At 73.8% G+C, this 24,083-nt stretch carries 17 protein-coding genes; 8 read left to right on the top strand and 9 right to left on the bottom strand.

All coding sequences use genetic code 11. The annotated features are described in order from the left end of the window. Positions 1-18: 18 nt before the first annotated feature. The 4 genes from EDD32_RS18400 (at position 19) to EDD32_RS18385 (ending at position 2,113) form a co-directional block, all read left to right on the top strand. Positions 19-585 carry a hemerythrin domain-containing protein gene (locus tag EDD32_RS18400; RefSeq protein WP_123919882.1) on the top strand — a complete coding sequence of 189 codons (567 nt, stop codon included), beginning with the start codon at positions 19-21 and terminating at the stop codon, positions 583-585. Between the two features lie 185 nt (positions 586-770). Next, the gene (locus tag EDD32_RS18395) at positions 771-1,232 is read left to right on the top strand and encodes a hypothetical protein (protein ID WP_123919880.1); all 462 of its coding nucleotides are present in this window, start codon (positions 771-773) and stop codon (positions 1,230-1,232) included. A gap of 61 nt (positions 1,233-1,293) precedes the next feature. Continuing rightward, complete coding sequence (locus EDD32_RS18390) at positions 1,294-1,866, top strand: flavodoxin family protein (RefSeq protein WP_123919878.1); 573 nt, start codon at positions 1,294-1,296, stop codon at positions 1,864-1,866. 25 nt (positions 1,867-1,891) lie between these two features. Then, positions 1,892-2,113 carry a hypothetical protein gene (locus EDD32_RS18385; protein WP_123919876.1) on the top strand — a complete coding sequence of 74 codons (222 nt, stop codon included), beginning with the start codon at positions 1,892-1,894 and terminating at the stop codon, positions 2,111-2,113. 87 nt (positions 2,114-2,200) lie between these two features. Here the strand turns inward: EDD32_RS18385 and EDD32_RS18380 are convergent, their stop codons facing one another. Then, complete coding sequence (locus EDD32_RS18380; RefSeq protein ID WP_123919874.1) at positions 2,201-4,081, bottom strand: HNH endonuclease signature motif containing protein; 1,881 nt, start codon at positions 4,079-4,081, stop codon at positions 2,201-2,203. A gap of 243 nt (positions 4,082-4,324) precedes the next feature. On the opposite strand from EDD32_RS18380, the gene EDD32_RS18375 reads away from it, so the two are divergent. Continuing rightward, the gene (locus EDD32_RS18375; protein ID WP_123919872.1) at positions 4,325-5,551 is read left to right on the top strand and encodes an IS110 family RNA-guided transposase; all 1,227 of its coding nucleotides are present in this window, start codon (positions 4,325-4,327) and stop codon (positions 5,549-5,551) included. 394 nt (positions 5,552-5,945) lie between these two features. Continuing rightward, positions 5,946-6,440 (top strand): DUF1918 domain-containing protein, encoded by a 495-nt coding sequence (locus tag EDD32_RS19945; protein WP_123919870.1) that lies wholly within the window; start codon positions 5,946-5,948, stop codon positions 6,438-6,440. 22 nt (positions 6,441-6,462) lie between these two features. Here the strand turns inward: EDD32_RS19945 and EDD32_RS18990 are convergent, their stop codons facing one another. From EDD32_RS18990 to EDD32_RS18360, 3 genes are all read right to left on the bottom strand, one after another. Further along, complete coding sequence (locus tag EDD32_RS18990; protein ID WP_170175357.1) at positions 6,463-6,636, bottom strand: hypothetical protein; 174 nt, start codon at positions 6,634-6,636, stop codon at positions 6,463-6,465. A gap of 63 nt (positions 6,637-6,699) precedes the next feature. After that, the gene (locus EDD32_RS18365) at positions 6,700-7,188 is read right to left on the bottom strand and encodes an SRPBCC family protein (protein ID WP_123919868.1); all 489 of its coding nucleotides are present in this window, start codon (positions 7,186-7,188) and stop codon (positions 6,700-6,702) included. A gap of 5 nt (positions 7,189-7,193) precedes the next feature. Next, on the bottom strand, positions 7,194-7,529 hold the full coding sequence (locus EDD32_RS18360; protein WP_123919866.1) for an ArsR/SmtB family transcription factor: 336 nt from the start codon (positions 7,527-7,529) through the stop codon (positions 7,194-7,196). Between the two features lie 90 nt (positions 7,530-7,619). On the opposite strand from EDD32_RS18360, the gene EDD32_RS18355 reads away from it, so the two are divergent. After that, on the top strand, positions 7,620-8,054 hold the full coding sequence (locus tag EDD32_RS18355) for a DoxX family protein (RefSeq protein ID WP_123919864.1): 435 nt from the start codon (positions 7,620-7,622) through the stop codon (positions 8,052-8,054). Between the two features lie 18 nt (positions 8,055-8,072). Here the strand turns inward: EDD32_RS18355 and EDD32_RS18350 are convergent, their stop codons facing one another. Both EDD32_RS18350 and EDD32_RS18345 read right to left on the bottom strand, forming a co-directional pair. Continuing rightward, positions 8,073-8,498 (bottom strand): VOC family protein, encoded by a 426-nt coding sequence (locus EDD32_RS18350; protein WP_123919862.1) that lies wholly within the window; start codon positions 8,496-8,498, stop codon positions 8,073-8,075. A gap of 141 nt (positions 8,499-8,639) precedes the next feature. Then, complete coding sequence (locus EDD32_RS18345; protein WP_123919860.1) at positions 8,640-9,071, bottom strand: ChaB family protein; 432 nt, start codon at positions 9,069-9,071, stop codon at positions 8,640-8,642. Between the two features lie 149 nt (positions 9,072-9,220). Between EDD32_RS18345 and EDD32_RS18340 the strand changes: the two genes are divergently transcribed. Further along, on the top strand, positions 9,221-10,168 hold the full coding sequence (locus EDD32_RS18340; RefSeq protein WP_123919858.1) for a ribokinase: 948 nt from the start codon (positions 9,221-9,223) through the stop codon (positions 10,166-10,168). Between the two features lie 22 nt (positions 10,169-10,190). Here EDD32_RS18340 and EDD32_RS18335 read toward each other — a convergent pair whose 3' ends face one another. From EDD32_RS18335 to EDD32_RS18325, 3 genes are all read right to left on the bottom strand, one after another. Continuing rightward, positions 10,191-11,534, bottom strand: coding sequence for an MFS transporter (locus EDD32_RS18335; RefSeq protein WP_170175149.1), 1,344 nt, complete (start codon positions 11,532-11,534; stop codon positions 10,191-10,193). 52 nt (positions 11,535-11,586) lie between these two features. Next, positions 11,587-15,054 carry an ATP-binding protein gene (locus tag EDD32_RS18330; protein WP_170175356.1) on the bottom strand — a complete coding sequence of 1,156 codons (3,468 nt, stop codon included), beginning with the start codon at positions 15,052-15,054 and terminating at the stop codon, positions 11,587-11,589. 66 nt (positions 15,055-15,120) lie between these two features. Continuing rightward, the gene (locus tag EDD32_RS18325) at positions 15,121-24,075 is read right to left on the bottom strand and encodes a SpvB/TcaC N-terminal domain-containing protein (protein ID WP_170175355.1); all 8,955 of its coding nucleotides are present in this window, start codon (positions 24,073-24,075) and stop codon (positions 15,121-15,123) included. Positions 24,076-24,083: the final 8 nt, after the last annotated feature.

Here is a 24,083-nt window from a genome sequence, read left to right as displayed (position 1 = left end):
CTACGGAAAGGACGCCCCATGCCGGACATCGTCGAGGTCATCAAGGGACAGCACCGTCAGGTCGAGAGGCTGCTCGCCAAGGCGCAGGAGGGTGGCGCCGAGGCCGCTGCCGCGCTGCAGCAGGTGAGCGACCTCCTCATGCCGCACTCCGAGGCCGAGGAGTCGTTCGTGTACCCGGCGATCCGGGAACGGCAGGGCGAGGAAGCCGACCAGGTCCACGACAGCGTCGAGGAGCACAAGCACATCGAGGGCATGCTGGCCGAGCTCGTCGCGGGCGACCCGGACGAGGCGGGCTGGGACGGCAAGCTGGCCGCGATGGTCGGTGAGCTGGAGCACCACGTCGAGGAGGAGGAGCAGGACCTCCTGCCGGTCCTCGAGAAGGAGTTCAGCGCCGCCGAGCGCGAGGAGATGGGCGCCCGCTTCGTCCGCGAGACCGGCGCCGGCGTCCCGGCCGGCGGGTCCGGCTCGACGGGCGGGTCGGACGAGCCCACCAAGGACGAGCTCTACGACAAGGCCAAGGAGCAGGACGTCCCCGGACGCTCGACCATGACGAAGGACGAGCTCAAGGACGCCGTGGAGGACTGACGGTGGGGCACACCCGACGAGCGACGGCGCCGGCCGGACCACGCGGTCCGGCCGGCGCCGTCGTGCGTGCCGGCCCGGCGTCCTCGCTCGCGGCGGCCCGGGGACCTCCGACCCTGGGACCGCGTCCCGTGCCGTGCGCACCATGGAGGTCGGGGCGTGGGTGAACCGGCGCCCTGGAGGTGGCGATGGTCCGCACGACTGCGGAACCGCCGGCCCGGCCGGCCGTCCGGGCACCGACCCGGCTGAGTCGCTGGGTGCTCCTGTGCGCCGGGGCGGAGGCGGTCGGCATGACCGCCGCGGCCGGTGCTGCTCGCGCAGCCACCGCGCTGGCGCCTCGCCGCACGGCGCTCGCCTGGGGCCTCGTCGTCGCGGCCGGGCTCGGCCTCCTCATGGGCGGCGTGCTCGGCGCGGCACAGGCGGGCGCGCTGCGCGGCACGGTCGCCCGCCCGTGGCGCTGGGTCGGGGTGAGCGCGGTGGCGTGGACACCGGCGATGGTGGTCATCTTCGCGGGTGCGACGGCGGCGCCCGCCGCATGGTCCGACCTCGCCGACGTCGCGCTCGGAGCGTGCACCGGTGCACTCGCCGGTGCCGTGCTCGGAGCGGTCAGCGGAGTCCTCGTGCCCGTGCTCGGACGGGTGCAGGACTGATCGACCGGTTGGCGGACCGGTCGACCGGCCGGTCCGGAGAGAGGCAAGGAGGTGGCCCGTCATGGAGATGACGGTGGTCTACGAGACGGTGTACGGGACGACCCGTGAGGTCGCCGAGGCGATCGCCGACGGCGCCCGTGGGGCGGGTGCGACCGTGACGGTGCGGGACATCGCCGACGGGCTCGCCGAGCGGGCGCCGGACCTGCTCGTCGTCGGTGGCCCGACCCACGTCCGCGGGATGAGCACGGCCTGGTCCCGGGGGAAGGCGGCCGAGGACGCGCCGCCCGCCGGCGCGCACGAGGGGGGTGGTGCTGGAGGCGCGGACGCCGGCGTCGGTGACGACGCGCACGGCGGAGGTCGCGACGACGCGGACGAGGCGACCTCGCAGGGGGTCAGGGAGTGGCTCGCCCATCTGGGAACCACCGGCGGCAAGGCCGCCACCTTCGACACGCACCTAGGCAACCCGCTCGCCGGTGGCGCTGCTCGTCCGATCGCGCGGGCGCTGCGCCGGCACGGACGTGACGTCATCGCGCGGGAGGGCTTCGTCCTGGACGGCGGCAAGGGCCCGCTGCGGGCGGGTGAGCTCGACAGAGCCCGTGCGTGGGGTGCCGAGCTTGCGGGACTCGTCGCCTGAGCCTCGACGAGGCGGCGGTGGCGCCATGACCGTGAACGAGCTGCCCGTGGAGCCGGCCGACACGCACGCGGCGTGGGTCGCCTACCTCGTCCACCCCCTCGTCCTCGTCGCGATCTCCCCATCGGCCCGACCGCTGCCCTGGTCGCCGGCGGCGAAGTTCGTCCTGGTCGCGGTCGCGGGGGCCCGACGGTGTTCGCGCTCGGTCATCTCGTCGCCCGGCTGCCCGGGGTGCGCCGAGTCCCTGTGATCGGGGTCCCGGCGCACAACGAGCTCGGATCAGGAACGAGAGAGAGGCCCCTTGTTCGGTGACTGCGACGTCGCGCACCGGCGACCGCTAGTAGGGCGGTGTGGAGGTCGGTCTGGTGGGGTCGTGCTGAGGGTCGGTGCGCGGCTGTCGGGGGAGGTGGGGGTTGAGGTAGGTGACGCTGCCGTCTTGCTCGCGGCGGTAGGTGTGGCCGGTCAGGGCGGAGGTCCACTCGAAGACGCCGTTGGTGATCTGTCGGACGGCGAAGTGGCCGCAGGTCTTGAGGTCGTGGTCGCCGTCGCAGGCGGAGCCGAGGTTGGTCAGGGCGGTCGTGCCGCCCTGGGACCAGGCGAGGGAGTGGTCGAGCTCGCAGCGGGTGGCGGGGGTGTTGCAGGCGGGGCGGATGCAGGTGCGGTCGCGGGCGCGGACGAGGTCCGCGAGGTCCTTTGGGGGTCGGTAACGGGTGCGGCCGTGGTCCAGGACGGCGCCGGTGAGGGGGTCGGTGACCAGGCGTCGCCAGGTTCCCCCGAGGGCGAGGGCGCGGGCGGTGACGGGGTCGATGGGGCCGTAGCCGTCCAGGACGGCTGGCTCGCCGCCACCGAGGAGGGTGGTCAGGGGAATGGTGACGAGGATCGTGACCGGGGTGGTGCCGAGCCGGATGGCCGTCAGCGGCACCGGGCCGGGCGCTGAGCCCGGTGACGGCGCTCGGGACGGCGGTGTGGGTGAGTCGTGGGCTGCCTGCCCGGGCGCGGGACCGGACGCGATCGTCGGCGTGTGTGCCGTCCCGGCCACCTGGTCAGGTGCCGGGACGGTGAAGTGGATCTCGCCGGTGGTCAGCGCGTTGACGGCGATGGTGGCGAGGGTGTCGGCGCGGAGCTGGTCGAGGGTACGGGTGTCGCCGGTGGCCTTGGCGTGACGGGCGGCGTTGTCGAGGGTGAGGTCGATGGCGATGGCGTCCTCGGCGGGCAGGACTGCGTAGAGGGAGGCCATGCCGTCCGGGAGCGCTTTGGGGTGGCAGACGCGACGGGTGGTGCGGGCGCGGCGGTGGCGGTCCTCGGCGTGGTGGTGGTCGGCGGCGATGAGGGCGTGGGTCAGGTCTCGGCGCAGCTGGGCGGGGGTCCGGCCCTGGGCGCCGGGCAGGACTGCGTCCTCGATGTCCCAGGCGATCTGGTGGGGGATGTGGTGGAGGGCGTCGGCGATGATCTGGGCCTTGACCGGGTCGATCGCGCCGTGCTCGAGGCTGGCGCCGGTGGCGGTCAGGGGGCCGGTGAGCATCGTGGCAGTGGTGATCATGCGGGTGGCGGCCTGCTTGGTGGTGGTCAGGCGCATCGAGATCTCGGTGGCGGCAACGGTGACGGGGTCGACGGTGGGGCCAGGAGTGTGGCGGGCGTGCTCGGCGGCGGCGTCGGCAAGGGCGGCGGCCGCCTCCCCCCGGCGGGCGGTGGACCAGGAGATCACGCGGTTCCAGTGGGCGACGAGCTCGATGAGGACGGAGGGGTCCTGACCCTGCGCCGGGACCTGGTCCAGGGCGGTCGCGAGCGGGGCGCCGTACAGACCCGCGGCCCGCGCCAGCACCGCGGCGGCGGCGGTGATCTCCTCCGCGGTTGGCATCCCCGTGTCCTCGGCCTCGGCCTCGTCCTCGGCCTCGTCCTCGGCCTCGGGGTCGGTGCCGGTCCGGTTCCCGGTGTCGACGGTGGTGTCGGGCTCGGCGCCGGTGTCGAGCCCTGCGTCGGCGTCGCTGTCGGGCTTTAGGAACGCGACGGCCAGCTCGACGGGCTCGGCGTAGACCGCGTCCACGAGCCTGAGCCGCCTCGGGCCGGCAGCGGGGACGGGCGTCGGCGTCGCACCCGCCGTTCCAGTGTGGGCGTGCGCGGCGTCGCGGATCTCGGCGAGGTAGGCCTCGACCAGGCTGTCCCAGCCCCGGGCCCTCGCCGCCGCGAGGTCGATCTTGCGACCGCGTCTCGAACTCATGCGTCGAACGTAGGTGCGACCACTGACACTGATGATAGGAAGCGTGTTCCGAGGGGTCGTGACCCGCCTACTGACTGGCGCCCTGCTGGGTTGCCTTCCAGTTGATCTGTCCGGCCCCTCGGGCATGGCACCGGCCGGGCCGGTCATGACCTGATAAGAGCTTGGCAGTTCCTCACCAGTGTCCTGTCTGAGCGTCCCGACCGGCGTCGACCCCATCGACTCCAGCGAAAGGGCGGTTCCAGCATGACAGCGGCACCAGGAGATGACGACCGTGACGACGGGGCCGAGGAGGTCATCGGAGGCATCGACACCCACGCCGAGACCATCCATGTGGCTGTCGTGAGCGTGCTGGGGCGGGAGATCGCCGACGCCGAGTTCGCGACCACTCCGGCGGGCTACCGGGCGGCGTACGACTTCCTGAACAGCCACGGCGCGATCGAGCGGGTCGGCATCGAGGGCACCAGCTCCTACGGGGCCGGGATCGCCCGGGCATGTGCCGCCGGCGGGCTCGAGGTCCGAGAGGTGCTGCGCCCCGACAAGACCGTCCGCCGCCGCCAGGGCAAGTCCGACCCCATCGATGCCTATCACGCCGCCCGTGCGGTGCTCTCCGGCCGGGCGACCTCGCCACCCAAGGACGAGAAGATCCTCGGCCTGCGCGCCCTGCACCTGGCCCGCCGCTCCGCGGTCAAGGCACGCACGGCGACGATCCACCAGATCCACCAAGTCCTGGTCACCGCACCGGACTCGATCCGGCAGAAGTACCGTTCCATGACCAACACCAAGCTGGTCACCGCACTGTCCCGAAGCCGCACCACCCGCTACGACCCAGTCGGCGCGGCCATCATGCGCGCGTTGAAGGACCTCGCCGCACGACACGAGTTCCTCACTAGTCAGGCCGCTGACCTCGAGCGCGACATCCGTACCGTCGCGGAGTCCATGAACCCCGGTCTGCTCGCCGCCCACGGCGTCGGCCCAGACACCGCTGCCCAGCTGCTCATCACCGCCGGCGCGAACCCCGACCGGCTCAGCAACGAGGCCTCCTTCGCCGCACTGTGCGGCACCGCACCGGTGCCCGCTTCCTCGGGCAAGACCCGCCGCTACCGGCTCTCCCGGGGAGGGGACCGCGCCGCGAACAACGCCCTGCACCGCGTCGCCCTGGTCCGCATGTCCAGCGACCCCACCACCCGCGCCTACGTTCAGCGACAACGCGCCAGAGGCCGCTCGAGCAAAGAGATCCTCCGCACCCTCAAACGTGCCCTCGCCCGGGAGATGTTCAAGTACCTCACCCGAGTCGTCACGGCCCCCGCGACCGCGGACTTGCGCCCCGCCCGACAGGCCAAGAACATCACCCTGACCCAGGCCGCCGCCCACTTCGGCGTCTGGCCCATGCACATCTCCACCATCGAACGCGGCACCCGCCGCGACGACGACCTCGCCCGCGCCTACCGCCAATGGCTCCAAGCAGCTTGACAACCAATAGGAGCATCATCGACCTCGAACCGGGCAGAGCGCCAGGTCAGGAGCGCGGCGCACCGGAGGGGAGGGGGTCGCGCCCGCGCAGCGGGGCCGGTGGCCACGCACGGACGGAGGTGGCCCGGCAGCGCTCGGTGCCGGGCCCCCGCAGGTGACGGTCGGTGTCCGCTTAGCGCGACGTCGTCGCCGGCAGCAGCGGAGGTCCCGGCCGCCGGACTCGGGGCGAGGAGCCCGCTCCGGCCGCAGGCGCCGACGCATGCTGCGCTTCCGTGATCGGAGGCGGGGCAGACAAGCCGTCGTCGACCTGGGACGCCCGCCCCTTCCCTGACCGGGCCAAGCGCGCCACAGTTGGAGTCACGAGCAAGAACGGGAGACGACCGGAGGAGTGGTCATGAGGGCTCAGCGTGGAGACCACATCGTTCTCGCTGCCGAGCACGTCGGGGAACCGGTGCGCGACGGCGAGATCGTCGAGGTGCGCGGCGGGGACGGCGAGCCGCCCTACCTGGTGCGATGGAGCGACGGGCACGAGGGCCTGATCTTCCCCGGACCCAGCGCCGAGCTGCGCACCACGCACACCGAGGCGGAGTCCGCGGCGGCGGAGGTCGGGGAGCTCCGGCCCGTGCACGAGTGGCAGGTGCGGGTGTCCGTCTTCGAGCAGGGCGACGACACGACGGCCACCGTGGCCCTCATCAGCGACGCGCTGCCGGGCATCAGCGCGAGCGGGGAGAGCCGTCGCAGCCCCGCCGACCCACGTGTCTCGCGCATCGGTGACGAGGTCGCCGTGGCACGGGCCCTGCGCCACCTCGCCGACCAGCTCATGGACCGCGCGAGCCACGAGGTCGAGGACGTCACCGGCGAGGAGGACGTGGTCATCCGACCTCGGTGAGGGTGTCGGCGCGCAGGAAGCGCTACCCGAGGACGACCAGCGCCGCGACGACGGCCGCGACGACGGCCGCGACGACGAGCACCGTCACGGCCCATCGTCGGAGGCTCCACCCCGCCGCCGGGCTCGTCCGCGGTCGCATCGAGCCCCGCTCGCCCCCTGGCTCGAACCCGGACGGGATGTGCTCGCCGTCGAACATGGCCGCGCTCCTTCCCCGTGGGATGGGACAAGTGTGCGCCGTGGGCGACGTCGAAGGAAGGCGTCAGGTGGCGGGGACCTGCTCGGCCAGGAGCTCGTCGAGCCGCTCGTACCCCTCGGTGATCCCACCCTCCATGCCGTCGGCAAGGTACCGCTCCCGCGCCTCGAGGCTCGGGTAGACGGACCGACCGGTCAGCCGGCAGCGACCGCCGGGCAGGTCCTCGAACCTCATGGACTCCAGGGTGACGACGTCCGGGTAGCCCTCGTACTCGAAGGTCTGGAGGACGAGCTCGGCGGGCCGCACGGTGTGGAAGACCCCGCGGAAGGCGTACTCGACGCCGTCGTCGCCGTGCTGGATGAACCGGAACGTGCCACCCGACCGGCACTCGTAGCGCTCGACCCGCGTGCTCAGCCCCCGAGGGCCGATCCACCGCGCGAAGAGGTCGGGGTCGGCGTGGGCCCGGAACACCTCGGCCACCGGGTGGTCGAACTCGCGCTCGTAGTCGATGAAGGGCAGCCCCTCCGGGACGGAGAGGTGAAGGGCGTTGCTCATCTCGCTCACTCCTGCTGGTTGGTGGTGCGGAGCACGGCGTCGAGCGAGCGGTACTGCGCCTCCTTGACCAGCCGGTAGCGGTCGATCCAGGAGGTCAGTTCCTCCAGCCGTGCGGGGTTGAGGTGGACGGGCCGGCGCTGGGCGTCGCGCGTGCGCGTGACGAGCCCGGCGGACTCGAGGACCTGGATGTGCTTCGAGACCGCCTGCTTGGTGATCGCGAAGGGTTCGGCCAGCTCGTTGACCGTGGCCGGCCCCCGGCTGAGCCGGGCGACGATGCGACGGCGGGCGGGATCGGCCAGGGCCGCGAAGGCCCGGTCGAGGAGCTCGTCGTCGTCAGCCACGTGATCAACGTCCTTGTTGTTCAACCGATCAGTTGTTTACAACAATGCGCCGGCCTCAGTCCGCTGTCAAGCCCCTGCTAGCGTCCGTCCATGGAGCACCTGCGCGAGACCCGGCCGACCGTCTCCCGCGGCCGGACCGCGGCGCGCCTCCTGCTCGGTGCCGTGCTCCTGCTCGCCGGCACAGGTCATCTCACGGTGGCCCGGGAGGAGTTCCTCGCCCAGGTGCCGCCGTGGCTGCCGGTGGACGGCGACACCGTCGTCGTGGTGTCGGGCGTGGTGGAGCTGGCGCTCGGGGGCGCCCTCGTCGCCCTGCCGCGTCACCGCGTGGTCGTGGGCTGGGTGGTCGCCGCGTTCTTCGTCGCGATCTTCCCAGGCAACGTCTCGCAGTACCTCACCCGGACCGACGCCTTCGGGCTGGACACGGACACGGCCCGGGCCGTCCGGCTCCTCGGTCAGCCCGTCCTCGTGGCCTGGACGCTGTGGTCGACGGCGGCCTGGCGCGACCGGCGGTGGTGGCGCGGCTGAGCGCGCGGGCGAGCCCGACTACGACGGCTGGGTGCCGCCGTCGCCGGCGATGTTGACCATCCAGGTGACGCCGAACCGGTCCTGGCACATGCCGAAGTAGTCACCCCACGGTGCCTTGTCCAGCGGCATGGTGGCGGTCCCGCCGTCGACGAGCCTGTCCCAGTAGCCGCGCAGCTCGGCCTCGTCCTCGCCGCTGAGAGACATGGAGATGCGGGAGCCGTCGTCGTACCCCATGGCGTCGGGCGTGTCCGACGCCATGAGCGTCAGGGCGCCGGCCTCGAGCTGGCCGTGCATGATCTTGTCGGCCTCGGCGGGGTCCTCGCTCGCCTGGAACTCGGCGAAGGTGCTCATGGTCAGCTCGCCGCCGAAGACGTCGCGGTAGAACTCCAGCGCCTCGCGGGCGTTGTCCTTGAAGCTGATGTAGGGGTTGAGCCGGGTGGTCATGGGTCCTCCTCGCTCGACGTTGTCGGCGCAAGTGTGGACCTCCCCGGCCCATGCTGACCAGGGTATCGGGCGGGAGGTCACTCGCCCCCGGTTCTTCTCCGGACGACGGGTGCCGTCAGCGGTTGCTGACGACGGGTGCCGTCAGCGGTTGCTGACGACGGGTGCCGTCAGCGGTTGCTTCGCGTTGGCCCGCTGGATGGCGTCGACGAGCTCGTCCTTGCTCATCCTCGACCGGCCGGAGATGTCCAGCCGCTTCGCGAGGTCGTAGAGGTGCTCCTTCGAGGCGTTGGCGTCGACACCGCCCTTCGTGCTCCCGGCGGAACCACGGCTGCCTGCGGCCTTCTTGTCCGAGGGGCCCTTCTCGTCCTTCGCCTCCCAGTGGTCGCCGACCTTCTCGTAGGAGTGCTTCAGCGCGGAGTAGGCGGTCCGGTTGGCCCGCTCGCCCTCGCCGTACGTCTCCGCGGCGGAGTCGTGCGCCTTGGCGAAGGTGCGCTGCGCCTTCGCCTCGGACTTCTTCAGCGTCGAGGGCAGCTCGCTCTGCTTCGCTGAGCCGTCCTTGTTGGTCTTCGGCATCGCTGGCCTCCCGTGCCTGCGACGGGCGACGACGGCGCCCGTGTCGGTTCGCTTCGTCACCAGGGTGGTCCGACGCCGGACGAGCCGCATCTCGGCGCGGTGGACGGACGACGGGGAGCCGTGGGGCGGCCGTCGGGGACAATCGCCGTATGGGCAGCAGCGGTCGCATCGTCGTCGTCGGCTCGGCCAACGCCGACCTCGTCCTCGACGTCGACCACCGGCCGTCCGCCGGTGAGACGGTGTTCGGCTCCGACGTCCGTGTCACCCCGGGTGGGAAGGGTGCCAACCAGGCCGTCGCGGCCGGCCGGCTCGGCGGGGACGTCACGTTCGTCGGCTGCGTCGGCGACGACGACCACGGCGCCATGCTCCGCCGGTCGCTCGAGGCGGCCGGCGTCGACGTCGGCCACCTGCGCACCGTGGGTGCGCCGACCGGGAACGCCGTCATCCTGCTCACCCCCGACGGGGAGAACGCGATCATCGCCTCGCCCGGCGCCAACCGGCACGTCACCCCCGCGCTCCTGACCGGCTCCCGCGCCGCGCTGGCATCCGCCGACGTCGTGGTCGTCCAGCTGGAGATCCCCCTGGACACGGTCGAGCAGGTCGCGCGCGAGGCGCGGTCGGCGCGGGTCGTGGTCAACGCCGCCCCGGCGGCCACGCTCCCGCCGGAGGTCCTCGCGGTCGCCGACCCGCTCGTGGTCAACGAGTCCGAGGCCGCCGTCCTCCTCGGCGAGGCGCACCACGGGATGGTGCCCGCCGGGTCCGGCCCCGCCGGCACGATCCCCGCCGGGTCCGGCCCCGCCGCGACCGTCACCGCACTGCTCGCGCTGGGCCCGCGCTCCGTGGTGGTCACGCTCGGTGGGGCCGGGGCCGCCCATGCGGTCGCCGGTGGCCGCACGGAGCACACCCGGGCTCGGCCGGTCGACGTCGTCGACACCACCGGCGCGGGCGACGCGTTCGTCGGGGCCCTGGCCCTCGAGCTCGCGCGGGGCGCCGACCTGGGCGACGCCGTGGTCGCCGCGACCGGGGTGGCGGCGTTCGCCGTGGGCCGCCGCGGTGCCCAGGAGTCGTACCCGCACCCGCACCAGCTGAGCGGGTGACCGGGAGCCGGGTGGTGCGAGATCAGGACGCGGGCGTCGCGCCCGCGGTGACGGCCCGCCGCCCGGACGGCACCACCACGGCGACGGTCGCGACGAGGAACATCAGGGCGCCGGAGACGACGAGCAGGGACTGGACCGTGAACCGGTCGGCCAGCGGGCCGAACACCGCCATGCCCAGCGGCATGGACACGGCCATGACGATGCCGACGAACCCGAACACCCGGCCCTGACGCTCCGGCTCGATCGTCTCCTGGAGCACGGTCATGGACGGGGTGGAGAAGGCCGGCACGGCGAGCCCGACGAGGAACATGAGGCCGATGAAGACCCACAGGTGGGTCGAGAGGCCCATGCCGACGGCGAGCGCACCGAAGACGAAGGTGGACCCGAGCACCATGACTACCCGGTTCTGCAGACCGCCCCAGGCCGCGATGGCCGCGCCGCCCAGCATCATCCCGACGCTGAACGCCAGCTCCAGGGCGGTGAGCCTCCAGACCTCCTCGCCGAAGGTGCGGACCATCATCAGGGGCGTGAGGTACGACGGGGCCACGACGAGGAGGAAGACGACGGCGTAGAGCGCCAGCAGCCAGCGGACGAACGTGTGGGTGAGGACGTAGCGGACGCCGTCGACGAGGTCGTCGAGGTAGCCGGGGCGCTCGGCCGTGGCGGTGGCGCGCGCGAGCGGCGGCACGGACAGTGCGAGCAGGAGCCCGATGCCGACCACGGCCGTGACGACGTCGACGAGGAACACCGCCACGATGGAGAAGCTCGCGTACACGGCGGCGGCCACGGCCGGCGCGAGGAGCATCATCGCCGACTGGATGGAGCCGTTGATGCCGTTGACCCGCATGAGCCTGGTGGTCGGCACGATCTGCGGCAGCAGGGAGGCGACGGCGGGCATCTGCACACCGGCGCCGACCGAGCGGATGGCGAGCGCGAGGTAGATCAGCCACAGGTCGTCGATGCCGCTGAGCATGAGCAGAGCGAGGCCCAGGGTGGTCACCGCGATGGCCGCGTCGGCGCCGATGATGAGCCGACGTCGGTCCATGCGGTCCGCCCAGACGCCGGCGAAGACGGACACGACCGCCTGGGGCAGGAAGCCGAACACCGAGGCCAGGGCCATGACGGCGCCCGACCTCGTCTCGAGCGTGAGGTGCCACATGATCGCGTACTGCACGAGCATCGAGCCGAACAGCGACACGGTCTGGCCCGAGAGGAAGATCGTCGCGTCGCGGCGCCAGGTGGGCAGGTCCGCCTCGGTGGTGCCGGCGGCGCCCGTGGCGGCAGCCTCGGCGGGGTCGCTCGGGTTCCCGGCGCCGGGGACCGGCGGCGTGGCGGGGTCGACCGCGGACGGCGGAGGGGTGGTCACCGGGACATTCTCACCGAGGGGTCCGACACCGGTCGATCCATCTCGGTCGGGCTCAGAAGCCGTACCGCTCCCGCTGTGCCGCGAGCCACCGCCCCGCCAGCGGGATCTCCCACTCCCGGCACAGCGTGGCGGCCCGGTCGGCGTGGCGCCCCGCCGCGGCGAGGTCCCCGGCCGCCGCGGCGGCGAGCGCGAGGTAGGCGTCCACCGGCCCGGACGCGTTGGCGGACCCGGCCGAGCAGCTGAGCCCGGCGTAGGGGACCGCCCGCTCGTACGCGGCCGCCGCGAGCGCGGCGTCGCCCAGTCCCAGCGCGGCCTCGCCCGCCATGCACCAGCCCAGGAGCGCCACGAAGCTCTCGTCATCCAGCCCGGCGGGGTGCGCGGCGAGGTAGGCCCGCGCCTCGTCGACGAGGCCGGCGCGCAGGAGAAAGACGGCGACCGTGGTCGCGAGCGGCTGGGGGCCGGCGTCCATGGCCATGAGCGCCGGGACGGACTCGGCGCTGCGGCCCTGCCACAGCCGCAGCGCGGCCATCGCCCCGGCCAGGGCCTCGCCGGACTGGTGGATCCCGGTCACCCGGTCGAGGTCCTCCAGCCCGGCGACCCACTCCTGCGCCTCGTCGAACCGGCCCGCCATCGCCAGCCACGGCACCTCGAGGTTCGCCAGGACGATGAGCCCGAACGGGACCCGCAGCCGCGTGGCGAGCAGGCGCGCCTCGGTGATGGTCGCGCGCATCGGCCCCACCATCCCCAGCTCGCCCTCCACGCCCGCCCGGAGGCACAGGGCCACGAGGTAGGTGCGCTCGTACCCGATGCGGCCGGCGATGCGCGCCGCCTCCTGCGACCACGCCAGCCGCTCGTGGACGGTCGCCGGAGCCTGGAGGGTCGCGCAGGCCACCTCGCACGCGTCCAGCAGCAGCACGTCCTCGCCCAGCCGCCGGGCCATCGCGATGGCGTCCTCGAGCAGCGCCCGTCGCTCGGCGACGCCCGCGCCGTGGTAGAGTTCGTTCGCCAGGCTGAGCAGCGCCCGGCAGCGCACCGCGCCGTCGCCGGGCCCCACCCGCTCGAGCGCGCGCCGCAGCGTCGCGACCATGCCGGCGTGGACCTGCCCCTCGGGGGCCGACTGCCACAGCGCGCCCACGGTCGGGGCCGACGCCGCGCGGACGAGGAGCTCGACGTCGCCGATCTCCTCCGCCACCGCGACGGCGCGCTCGGCGGTGGCCACCAGCCCCTCCCAGCTGCCCGCCCACCGGTAGGCGTCGACGAGGTCGAGCAGGATGTCGTAGCGCTCGCGCGCCGTGGCGCCTCCGGCGACGTCGATCGACGCCAGCGCGGCCGTGAGCAGCTCGGCCGCCTGCTCGTACGCGTGGAACCGGCGGACCGCCGCGGCGGCGGCGACGGCGGCGCGCCAGGCGTGCGCGGCGTGCGCGGGCCCGGCCGCGAGCCAGTGGTGGGCGGCCTCGACCTCGCGTCCCGGCAGCCCGGCGAGGTGCGCGGCGACGCTCGCGTGCGTGCGTGCCCGCCGGGTCGAGCTGAGCTGGGAGCGCACCGTGTCGCGCACGAGCGCGTGGGAGAAGGAGAACCGGTCCACCCCCTCGTCGCGGACCAGGCCGGCCGCGAGGGCGAGGTCGAGGTGGTCGAGGAGCTCGTCCTCGTCGCCGCCCGCCGCCGCGGCGAGCGAGGAGACGTCGAAGCGCCGACCCACCACCGAGGCGGCCCGCAGCGCCGCCACCGTCGGCGCCGGCAGGCGGTCGAGCCGGCGCAGCAGCACCTCCCGCACGGCCGAGGGCGGGTCCGGCTCCGCGAGGAGGCCGGGCAGGTCCCGCCGCTCGCGGGCCAGTCGGGCGTACTCGACGAGGAAGAACGGGTTGCCGTCGGTCCGCTCGCGCAGCGCGTCGGCCTCGGCCCCGGTCGGGGTGGTCTCGGCGACGGCGGCCACGACCGTCGCGACGGCGCTCGCGTCGAGGCCGTGCAGGCTCAGGCGCAGCGCGTGCCGGCGGGCGAGCGCCTCGGCGACCTCCGCGAGCGGGCCGACGGGCTGAGGGTGCTCGCGCCAGGTGCACAGCACCAGGAGCCGTCCGGACTCCACGGTCTCGGCCAGCAGGCGCAGCACCCGCAACGAGGCGGGGTCGGCCCAGTGGAGGTCGTCGAGCACGACGACGACGGTGCGCTCGCGGGCGTCGGCGACCAGCGCCGTCACGATCGCCTCCCAGGTGCGGAAGCCCGCGCCCTCGTGATGCCCTCCCTCGCCCTGCCCGCCCGGCCCGAGCGGCAGGTCCTCGCCGAGCCCGCGCAGCACCGCCGCCCACGGCCACAGGGGCGGTGCGCCGTCGTCCTGCGAGCACCGGCCCACGAGGACCTGGGCCCCGCGGGCGCGGGCGAGGACGAGAAGCTCGTGGCTGAGCCGGGACTTGCCGATCCCCGGCTCCCCGACCAGGGCGGCGAACGACGGGCCGCCGCCGTCCGCGACGTCCAGCAGGCCCGTGAGGGCGACGAGCTCGGACTCGCGCCCGGCCATCGGCCACGAGGGCAGCCGGGGGAGCGGGGTGAGGTCGGCGCGGTCCGAGCCGGGGCGCGACGGGCTCGTGGGCGACTCCCCGGGGCCCTGGCTCGCCGGCGACGTGGCGGTGTGCGCGGGGGGTGCGGGTGCGCCGGCCGCCCGGTCGGTGACGGGCGGGGGTACCCACGCCAGGGCCGGGTCCTGCGCGAGGACGGCCGCCTGGAGCGCGCGCAGCTCGGCCCCCGGATCGAGACCCAGCTCGTCGGAGAGCACCTCGCGCACCTGCCGAAGGACGTCGAGGGCCTCGGCCTGCCGGCCCCCGCGGGCCAGGGCGAGCGCCCGCAGCGCCCACAGGCGCTCCCGCAGCGGGTGCGCGGAGGTCAGGGCATCCAGCTCGGCGGCCGCCTGGCCGTGCCGGCCGAGCGCGAGCCGGGCGACGGCGAGGTCCTCCAGCGCGAGGAGGCGCAGCTCCTCGAGGCGGGCCCGCTCGGCGACGGCGGAGGGGGCGTCCCCGAGCTCGACGTAGGGCTCGCCGCGCCACAGGTCCAGGGCCGACTCCAGCCGGGCAGCGGCGTCCTCGAGGACGCCGGTCGGCAGGGCCTCGGACCGCCGGCCGGCGGGCGCGGCCCGCGCCGGAGCGGTCCCTGCGCCGGCGGTGGTGAGTCCCGCGGGCGCGAGCAGCCGCCGGGCGTGCCCGCTCACCTGCTCGAACACGGCGGCGTCGAGGTCCTCCGGGGCCAGCCGCAGGGCGTAGCCGGGCTCGAGCGTCACCAGGACGGTGGCCGGCGCCCGAGCGGGCCGGTCGGGCTCGAGCACCCGGCGCAGTCGGGCCACGTACGCCTGGAGCGTCCCGGCGACGGCCTCGGGCGGGTCGTCCCCCCAGAGCAGGTCGATGATCGTGTCGACGGCGACCGGCCGGCCGCGGTGCAGGGCCAGCGCGGCGACGAGGGCGCGCTGCTTGCGCGTCCCCAGGTCAAGCGGGCCGTCGAGGAAGGCCTCGACGGGGCCGAGCACCCCGACCCTCACAGCGCCGAGCATAGGACGCCGCCCCGGGGCGGCCGGCGGGTTCGGCCGGCCGCCCCGGGCGGTCCGTCAGCTCGCGCCCGAGTCCGGCGGACCGTCCGCCGCCCCGACGCCGGCGCTCAGCGACGAGGACCCGGCTCCGCCGCCCCCGGCGGCCGGCCCCGCCCCCGCGGGGCTCGCGGGGGCCGGTCCCGGCGCCGCCCCCGCGCCGCTCGGCGCCGTGGCCGTGCCCGGCACCGGCGGACCGTTGGGTGCCGCGTCGGCGGCCGGCGTGCCCGCGCCGGGGACGGGTGCGCCCTGGCCGCCGAGCCCGTCGTCGGCCGCCGGGTTCGTGCCGGCGTCCCCGGCCCGGTCGGTGGCTCCCTCGTAGACCTTCTTCTGGACGAAGCCGAACGGCGAGAGCTGGACGTCCTGCACCGCCCAGCCGTCGGCCGTCCTGACGAGGTTGACCTGCACGAGCGGCTTCATCTCGAACCGCTCGGAGAAGGCCTGGAGGGACCTCGCCCGGTCGGTCCCGGAGAACCGCACGAGCGCCTGCCACAGCCGGGACGACCGCGCCAGGTCGGCCTGGAAGGCCGCCGCCTTGCCGGCGGCCGCGAGCCGGCCCACCGCCGCCGCGATGCCGGGTGAGCGCAGGTCCGCCCCGGCTGCGTCGGGTGCGTCCCCACCGGGGTCGACCAGGCGCAGCGGGCTGGACTGGGCGTAGGAGTACGCCGGGAGCAGCGCCGGATCGGCCGCGGCCGCAGCCGGGTCACGGTGGAGGATCGGGTCGGGGCTGTAGAAGATCCCCTCGCGCGGCTCGTACCACCGCTGCCCGAGGCTGACGAGGTCACGCACCTCGTCGAGGTACCCGCCCGCGTAGAGGTACGGCGTGCGGTGGACGTTGGAGTCCTCCCGGATCCACGGCTCCCCGCCGGGCAGGTACTCCCAGTGCTCGAAGACCTTGCCGGTGTCGTCGGTGACGACGTTCGTCGAGCCCTGGAGGTCCTTGTGCAGGTAGTACTGCTGGTGCTCGTAGTCGTCGTCGAACGAGCGCTTGGAGCCCAGCCGGTCGTCCCCGGCCCAGATGTTCTTCCACGGGACGGAGCCGTTGCGCACCGTGTACCACCGGTTGACGAACGAGGTCTCGCCGTCGGGGCCGCGCTCGATGGCCCGGCGCCCGTCGGCGTCGTAGGTGTAGTCGGTGGTGTCCGAGCCGTCGTCGATCCGCGTGATGCGGTCCTCGGCGTCCCAGGTCACGGTGCGGGTCTCGTTGGTCTCGGAGTCGTCCCAGCCGGTGAGGTTGCCGTTGGCGTCGTAGGTGTACGAGCGGGGCCCGTTGAGCGTGAGCTGGTGCGGCCCGTCGCCGGCGAAGTCCATGCCGAAGGTGTAGGTGGTCGGCGTCTGGACGAGGGCCTTGCCCTTGCCGTTGGCCTTGCGGATGACGTCCGTCTGCTCCTTGCGGGTGACGTTGCCGTGCTCGTCGTAGGTGAGCGCCAGGGTGAACTCGCGCACCTTGGCCGGCGCCACGTCCGCCGAGCCCTCGGCCGAGCTGAGGCGGTAGTACGGGTCGTAGGTGTAGCTCTGCTCGCTCGGCCCGACGTAGAGGCTCGGCACGGCGGCCGGGACCTCGTTGACCATCGACAGGACGTTGTCGACCTTGTCGTAGGAGTAGGTGAGGTTCTGGACCTGGCGCACGTCGGTGTCGGTGACGAGGGTCTCGAGCCGGCCGATGTAGTCCATCGCCCACTGGCTCACGACGCCGTTGCCGGTGCGGCGGAGCCGCCGGTCGAGGAACTCGTCGTACTCCTGCCGATCGAGGTAGCGGTAGGTGCACGTCACGGCGACGTCGGAGGTGATCGTGGCCCCGGCGGCGTGCGCCTGGGCCGTGGGGACCTCCGCGGTGCCGTTGATGCCGCGGTCGACCGTGTAGGTGTACTGCCCCGGCGTCCCGGTCGCGACCCGGTCGGTGACCCGCAGCTGCTCGCCACCGATCGTGATCGTGAACGGCAGCGCCGGCACCGACGAGGCCCGCTCGGTCACGGTGATCGTCGTGGCCACGGCGTCGACCGGTGCGGCCAGCGCGCCCAGCTCGGTGCAGTCCTTGGCGCCCTCCATCCCGGAGAGCAGCCCGCCGGAGTCGTACTCGTGGGCGAGGACCTCGCCGTCGGGGTAGGTGAGGGTGTCGAGCCGGCCGAACGAGTCGTAGGTGAAGCCCGTGGTGAAGGTGAGCTTCTCGGCCGTCTGGGGCCCCAGGTTGTGGGCCTTCATCGTCGTGGTCTCCTGCGCCACGCTGCCCAGGGCGTCGTAGGTCAGCGACTGCAGGCGGGCGCCGTCCTCGAGCGCCACCACCCGGCCGGCCCCGTTGCCCGGGGCGCCCGGGCCCCCGTAGGTGTAGGAGACGTCGGGGGTGCCGGCCGGGTAGTCGATCCGCACGAGACGGTCGACGTCGTAGGCGTAGTCGATGCTCAGGCCCTCGGCACGCAGGTTCGGCGTGACCTCGGAGACGAGGTTGCCCGCCGCGTCCCACGCGAGCTCGCGCAGCCCGCCGTCGGGGGTCTCGGTCGACAGGCGCCGGCCGAGCCCGTCGTAGGTGTGCGCGGTGACGTTCTCGGCGCTGTCGACGACGGAGACCAGCTGGCCGAGGGCGTCGTAGCCCATGCGGGTGCGCAGCCGGTCCGCGCCGGTGGGCTCCTCGTCGACGACGAGGAGGTTGTCCCGGACGTCGGTGTAGGTGACGTGCTGCTTGCCGGTGGTGGCGTCCTCGTTGCGGTTGGCGTCGGTGGTGGTGGTGACGAAGAGCCCGGCGGGCACCCCGGTCACCGAGCCGAAGGAGTACTCCAGGGTGGTGACGTGGACGTCGGTGCCGTCCTCGCCGTTGGGCACCGAGACCTCCGCGACCTGGTCGAGGAGCGTGTACGAGGTGGTGGTCGGCGGGTAGCCCGACGTCGTCGCCTGGTACTCACCGATGGTGCCGAGCGGCTCGACGGTGGGGAACCACTCCGCGACCTCACGGCCGAGGGCGTCGAACTCCACCGCGCCGGCGACGATCATCTCGTCGGTCGAGGGGTCCGCCGGGTCGCCGGCGAGGATGTCCGCGTCGTGCTTGGTCTGGGTGACCCGGCCGATGCCGTCGACGAACGCGACCGTGTCGATCGTGTCACCGGGGTTGAAGCGGTCGTGGTGGCGGGCGATCGCGTAGCCGTAGGCCGCCGCCGTCGGGGCGTACTCGTACGCCACGGTCGGCGGACCCGCCGGGTCCTGCTCGTACGGGCTGCGGATGGTGGCGAGCCGGCCGAACGTGTCGTAGGTGTAGCTCGTCGTCGCCCCGTTGGCGTCCACGCGGCTCGTGACGCGCCCGGCGGGGGAGTACGTGGCGGTCGCGGTGAGGCCGTGGCTGTCCACGACCTCGGCGACGTCGGTGTGCCGGTCGGCGTCGTAGACGTAGTCGACGGTGTAGCGCTCGCCGTCGGCGTTCTCGGGGTAGGTGATGCGGTCGTAGCTGCCCCAGGCGTCGAACTCGAGGTCCGTGACGGCGACCGTGCCGTCGTCGATGCGCTCCTCGAGGTGGATGGGCACGGCGTTGAGGCACAGGTCGGTCGAGCCGTCGCGGTCGCGCAGCACGGCGCCGTCGTGGTCGAGGACCGTGAAGGTGGCGGGCGAGGAGACCCACGAGCTGTCGCGGCACTCGGAGTAGGTGGTGACGGACGTGAGGTCGTCCGCGAAGGCGTCACCGGCCTGACCGGGGTCGCCCTGCTCGATGACGTTGCCGAGGTCGTCGTAGGCGAAGTGCGACTCCCGGGAGGTGCCGAGGTCGCCGCCGGCGTCGTACCAGGACTGGACGACCTTCGTGCGGACCACGCCGTGGGCGTCGTCGAGGAGTGCGAGGGCCTCGGCACCGGTGGTCGGGCGGCTCACGAGCGCCTCCACCGCGTCCGTGGCCGCCGAGGCCGCCACGTTCTCGGTCAGCTCGGTGAGCATCCACGTCGACGTCGTCGACGAGAGCCGCTGCCCGGTCCCGTCCTGGAGGACCTCGGACGTGACCAGGCCCGAGTCGAAGACCGTGTCGGTGGCGTAGGTGCGCACCGTCTGGCGCAGGACGGCGGCGTCGAGGGCGCCGTCGCGCTGCTGCTCCGTGACGGTGGAGTACCCCATCTGCTCGCGCTCGACCGGGTCGAACCGGCCGCCCTCGTAGAGGTACGTGGTGGCCTGGACGTCCGGGCCGTCGCCGGGCCGGTGGTCGTCGACCTCGACCGACGTCATGAGCCAGACCGGGTAGGGCTGGTCCTCGGTGTTGCCGTCGCGGGTGTAGCCCAGGCGGATCTCGCCGCCGAGGGGGTTGGTGACGGACCGCAGGAGGTTGGTGCGGCCGCGGTTGTTGGCCCGCACGGTCATCGAGCCGTCCGCGGTGCTCCGCACGGAGTCGGGGTACCCGTCGCCGTCGACGTCGGTGAGCTGGACCTGCGTGGAGGACAGGCTGCGCTCGTAGCTGGCGCCGGGGTTGACGATGATGTAGCAGCCGGGGCCGATCGGCGGGGGGCACAGCGGCCCGACCGGGATCATGAAGTCGAAGCCCCCGCCGAGGCCGCGGCTGCGGTCCTGGGCGGCCTGCTCGCCGAGCGGGATGTCGCCGACGAGCTCGAGCTCGCCGGAGACCATCGTGCCGTAGTCGACCTCCGGCGCGAGGCCGCTGCCGGAGCCGAAGGCCACCATGGTGCCGTCGCCGGCCTTGCGGATGCGGTCCAGGACGCCGTCGCCGTCGACGTCGACCCAGGAGTAACGGGCCTGGTCGATGCCCTCGCTGTAGGACAGGCCGCCGGAGAACTCCTTCTTGTTGTAGTTGAAGCCCAGCAGCGGGCCGACGGAGCCGGAGTAGGACTCGCCGTTCTCGAAGGCGCCGCCGGACCACTTCACCGCGGTCGAGGAGAACCGGTAGCCGAGGTTGAGGTAGACCGAGACGCCGTCGAGGCTCGCCACGACCTGGTCGGGCAGGCCGTCGCCGTTGACGTCGGCGAGCTCGCGCTCGAGCGGTGCGTCGGTGTCGAGGTCGGTGGCGCCCAGGCCCTCGTTCCAGTCGGCGCTGAGCGAGCCGGGGTTGGTGAACTGGGCCGTGATGCCGAGGCTGGCGCCGACGTTGGCGCCCGACTCCTGGGTCTCGGCCGGCTCGCCCTGCTGCGCCGAGCCCCCGGCGGTGGGCTTCTTCCCGGCGCCGGAGGTGGAGGCGGTGTCCTGGGCGGTGTTGGCGTCGCCCTTGGAGTTGCCCTTGACGTCGATCGCGGTGCCCTCGAAGCCGCCGCTCACGGCGAAGGTCGTGTCCTGGCCGACGACGTCGGGGCCGTCGCCCGAGCCGGGCAGGTAGCCGCCGCGGGGGGTGGTGTAGGTGATCCGGCCCGGTGCGACGACGTCGGGGAAGGCGTCGCCGTTCATGTCGACGTAGTCGAGCAGCCCGAAGCTCGGCCCGGCGCCGAAGGCTCCGGAGAGCGGGCCGATGCCGGCGACGAGGCCGAGGATCGGCGCGGAGACGCCCACGCGGCGCACCGCCTGGACCCCGGCGCCGGCCGCGGAGCCGGTGACGCCGACGCTGTCGGCGCCCGTGCGGGAGGAGGACATGAAGCCCGCGCCGCCGGCGAGGTTGTCCTTGATCCCCCGCCAGATCGGCACGGTGTCGACCACCCCGCCGGCCCCGACGACGTCGAGGACGTACGGGGTGTAGGTGTAGGCCTCGCCCTGGGCGGGGTCCTGGTAGCTGTCGTCATCGAAGCCCGTGGGGGCTGCCTCGGGGTAGTCGGCCCGGTCGAACTCGAAGGCCTGCTCGTCGATCGCGTCGGTGGAGCGGCCGTCGGCGTTGTAGCCGGCGTAGGCCCAGCCGCGGTGCGCGATGGGGAAGATGCCCTGGCGTCCCGCCCAGCTGAGGGTCTGCGGGACGTCGCGGTCCTGGGCCGCGCCGTCGTCATCGGTCCAGCTGATGGTGACGTCGCTGCCGGTGATGTGGTCGGAGAGGCCCGGCTCGCGCACGGTGAGGTCGAACCAGTAGTCCTCGTCGGGGGCGAGGTCGACGGTCAGGCTCGTCGACCCCCCGGTCGGCAGGCCGGGCAGCAGCGCGGCGGGCACGTCGAAGGTGCCCTTCGCGACGAGCTCGCCGGGGTCGCCGTCGGCGGTGCGCCGCTTGACAGTGAGCACCACGGCGCCGGGCTCGGTCGAGGAGACGGCGCCGAGCTCGGCGCTCACGGTGACCTCGCGGGTCTCGTCGAGCTCGGACGCCCACGGCTCGGCGGGCGCGGTGAGGTCGTTGCGGGGGTAGATGTCGATGTCGTAGGGGACCTCGAGCTCGAGGGCCGGCTCGTCGGCGACGAGGTCACCGTCGAGGTCGGCGAGGACCGGGATCTCCGTCGCTCCGTCGAAGGCCTGGGTGTAGTACAGGCGGGGCGCGAAGGAGACGGCGGTGGGGTCGACGGGGGAGTCGGCGGCGATCCGCAGGACGATCGAGTCGGCGCTCCCGGGCTGGGCCGGGTCGCCCTCGACACCGGGGACGGGGGCGGCGACGTCGATGTCGGCGGCGACCGGGACGTCGCCGGTGGCCCCCGCGGCGACCGGCACGGAGTGGACCACGGCGCCGTTGTGGAGGACGAGCACGGTGAGGTCGTCGCTGGTGACGGCGGACTTGGTGAGGGTGCCCTCCACGCGGACGGTGCCGGCCAGCGGCATGAGCACCGGGGTGTCGGGGCGCCCGGCGAGGGTGAAGTCCTCGGCGGCGGCGAAGCGGGTCTGGCTCAGCCCGTTGGCGTCGACGCTCGGGGTGCCCAGCGAGGTGTAGGTGACCACGGGCTCCCAGCGCAGGAGGTCCTCGGCGCCGTCGTCGACCGAGCCGACCCGGAAGTACAGGGCCCGGCCTCGCTCGACGGCGACCGTGTCTACGCCCGTGGGCGTGGCGCTCGCGCCGGGGGTGGCCAGGTTCGCGGCCCACAGCTCGGTGCCGCGGTACTGCACGGCGGCGCGGACGCCGTCGCCGGTGTAGTCCGCCCCCGAGGGCGGGTCGAGGGTGGCGCCGCCGGTGATCTGCACGGTGCCGGTGAAGGGGGCGACCCAGCGGCGCACGACGTCCTGGAGCGGGGAGTTCGCCCGCTGGAAGTCCTCGAACTCCTGCAGCGCCTCGATGCCGGCGAGGCTGGCGGTGCCGGGGTCGATGGGGACGGCGGTCCCGGAGCTGTCGCCGCGGAACTCCACCCCGCCGCTGCCGTCGGGCGTGTTGAACCACACCTTGCCGGCGCTGACGTAGTCGGGCCGGCCGTCGTTGTTGACGTCGGTGAAGTACTGCTCGCCGATGGCGACGTCGGCGGCGATGTTGAACTGCACGGAGACGCCGAAGTAGGCCTCCGGGCCGCCGGAGATGCCGATGGAGGCCTCGGTCGAGAGGGTGCCGATGCCGACGACCGACTTCGCGGGGCCGAAGGTCGTGCCGCCGTCGGGGCCGGAGGTGTTGAGGCGGTACTGCACGCCGGCGCCGGTGATGTTGCTCCGGAAGACCTTGTCGGGCAGGAGGTCGCCGTTGAGGTCGATCATCTCGACCAGGCCGCCGGTACCGCCGCCGCTGACGGAGATCGACCCGCCGAAGGAGCCGGTCTTCGACGGTGCGGTCGCGTTGAAGCCGATGTAGGCGTGGCCGTCGCCGCTGTTGGTCTCCGAGGCGCCGAGAGCGGAGAGGTCCACCTGACCGAGGAGGGTCTGGTTGAGGTCGTTGGTGGCTGCTCCCGCGTCGGTGGTGCCGCCGGTGATCCACGGGTCGGCGTCGGCGAAGCCGTCGTAACCGGTGTCGTACCCGACCTCGTCGTAGTAGTCGAACGTGTGGGACCCGGCGACGACGCCGTCGGACCCGACCTGCTCGACGGTGCGCAGGAGGGACTTCCCGAACGCCTCCTCGGCGTAGGTGAGGTTCCAGGCCTTGACGACCGTGTCGTGGGCGGGGCGGGCGGTGCCGTCGGCAGCGGGCGCGCCGTGGCGGACCTCGACCCGCCGGAGCAGGTCGGAGGTGACCTCGAGGGCGCCGGTGGAGGCGTCGACGACGACGTCCGGCCGGCGCTCGGTCACGCCGACGTCGCCGTCGCGCAGGAAGGCGATCTCGTACGCGGGGTCGTCGGGGACGCCGGCGGCGAGGGAGCCGGTGTACCGGATCGAGCGGGGGTAGAAGCCGGTGCCGAGGGTGGCGTCCTCGGCGCCGACTCCGGTGCCGGCGGGCTTGTCGTAGGTGATCCGCATGATGTTGCTGGAGATGTCGCGCACCCCGGACAGGCCCCACCGCACGGCGTTGCCGGCGTCGTCGGTGAGGATCGCCTGCGGGTCGCGCGCGCCCTCCGGCGTGCCGCCGTAGTAGCGCGTCGTCCCGGTCTTGTCGGTGACCTCCCACCAGTAGGTGCTCGGGCTGTCCCCGTGGCGGACGATGCGCTCCCACTGCGTCTCGACGCGCCGGGTCCAGTCGTCCTTCTCGCCCTCGCGGTCGGCGAAGGGGTACTGCACGGCCGTGGGGCTGAGCTGGTCGCCGTCGAGGAGGTAGGTCTCGCTCTCGACGTCGCGCTCGCCCTCCGGGCCGCACATGGCGCCCGCGGCGGGGCAGAACAGGGGGGTGCCCCAGCGGGTGTCCACCTCGACGGCGCCGAGGCCGAGGTCCCAGCCGGTGCCGAGCCAGCCGTTGCCGCCGCCGGAGTCGTAGGCGAGCTCGAGGGTGGGCTCCACGCCCGCGCGGCCGGCCGGGACGCCCAGCGGGTGGCTGAGCGCCGCGCCGCCCTGGTTGTCCGCCTCGGGCGGCGCCACCAGGTCGAGGTTCTCGGTCGGGTCCGCCAGCTGCAGGCCCTCGAGGGTGTCCTCGCCCAGCTCGGCGGGGGTGATCTGCGGCTCCTGGCCGAGCGTGGCGGGCTCGGCCCCGGAGAGCACCTCGGAGGTCGCCGGTGGGGCGGTCGCGACCAGGGACAGCACCAGCAGGGTGCTCAGTCCGAGGAGGGAGAGGGGGCGGTGGGGGGTACGGGCGCGGCGGGGTGTGCGGGGGCTCGGCACGGGGGACT

This window comes from Georgenia muralis, from assembly GCF_003814705.1.
Classification (GTDB): Bacteria; Actinomycetota; Actinomycetes; order Actinomycetales; family Actinomycetaceae; genus Georgenia; species Georgenia muralis.
This window is presented reverse-complemented; position numbering and strand designations above follow the sequence as displayed.

Excerpts from the sequence above, each read along its gene's own strand:
- EDD32_RS18380 (WP_123919874.1), bottom strand. The coding sequence starts at position 4,081 with ATGAGTTCGAGACGCGGTCGCAAGATCGACCTCGCGGCGGCGAGGGCC.
- EDD32_RS18355 (WP_123919864.1), top strand. The coding sequence starts at position 7,620 with ATGGAGCACCTGCGCGAGACCCGGCCGACCGTCTCCCGCGGCCGGACC.
- EDD32_RS18390 (WP_123919878.1), top strand. The coding sequence starts at position 1,294 with ATGGAGATGACGGTGGTCTACGAGACGGTGTACGGGACGACCCGTGAG.
- EDD32_RS18990 (WP_170175357.1), bottom strand. The coding sequence starts at position 6,636 with ATGTTCGACGGCGAGCACATCCCGTCCGGGTTCGAGCCAGGGGGCGAG.
- EDD32_RS18385 (WP_123919876.1), top strand. The coding sequence starts at position 1,892 with ATGACCGTGAACGAGCTGCCCGTGGAGCCGGCCGACACGCACGCGGCG.
- EDD32_RS18345 (WP_123919860.1), bottom strand. The coding sequence starts at position 9,071 with ATGCCGAAGACCAACAAGGACGGCTCAGCGAAGCAGAGCGAGCTGCCC.
- EDD32_RS19945 (WP_123919870.1), top strand. The coding sequence starts at position 5,946 with ATGAGGGCTCAGCGTGGAGACCACATCGTTCTCGCTGCCGAGCACGTC.
- EDD32_RS18340 (WP_123919858.1), top strand. The coding sequence starts at position 9,221 with ATGGGCAGCAGCGGTCGCATCGTCGTCGTCGGCTCGGCCAACGCCGAC.
- EDD32_RS18395 (WP_123919880.1), top strand. The coding sequence starts at position 771 with ATGGTCCGCACGACTGCGGAACCGCCGGCCCGGCCGGCCGTCCGGGCA.
- EDD32_RS18350 (WP_123919862.1), bottom strand. The coding sequence starts at position 8,498 with ATGACCACCCGGCTCAACCCCTACATCAGCTTCAAGGACAACGCCCGC.
- EDD32_RS18365 (WP_123919868.1), bottom strand. The coding sequence starts at position 7,188 with ATGAGCAACGCCCTTCACCTCTCCGTCCCGGAGGGGCTGCCCTTCATC.
- EDD32_RS18375 (WP_123919872.1), top strand. The coding sequence starts at position 4,325 with ATGACAGCGGCACCAGGAGATGACGACCGTGACGACGGGGCCGAGGAG.
- EDD32_RS18400 (WP_123919882.1), top strand. The coding sequence starts at position 19 with ATGCCGGACATCGTCGAGGTCATCAAGGGACAGCACCGTCAGGTCGAG.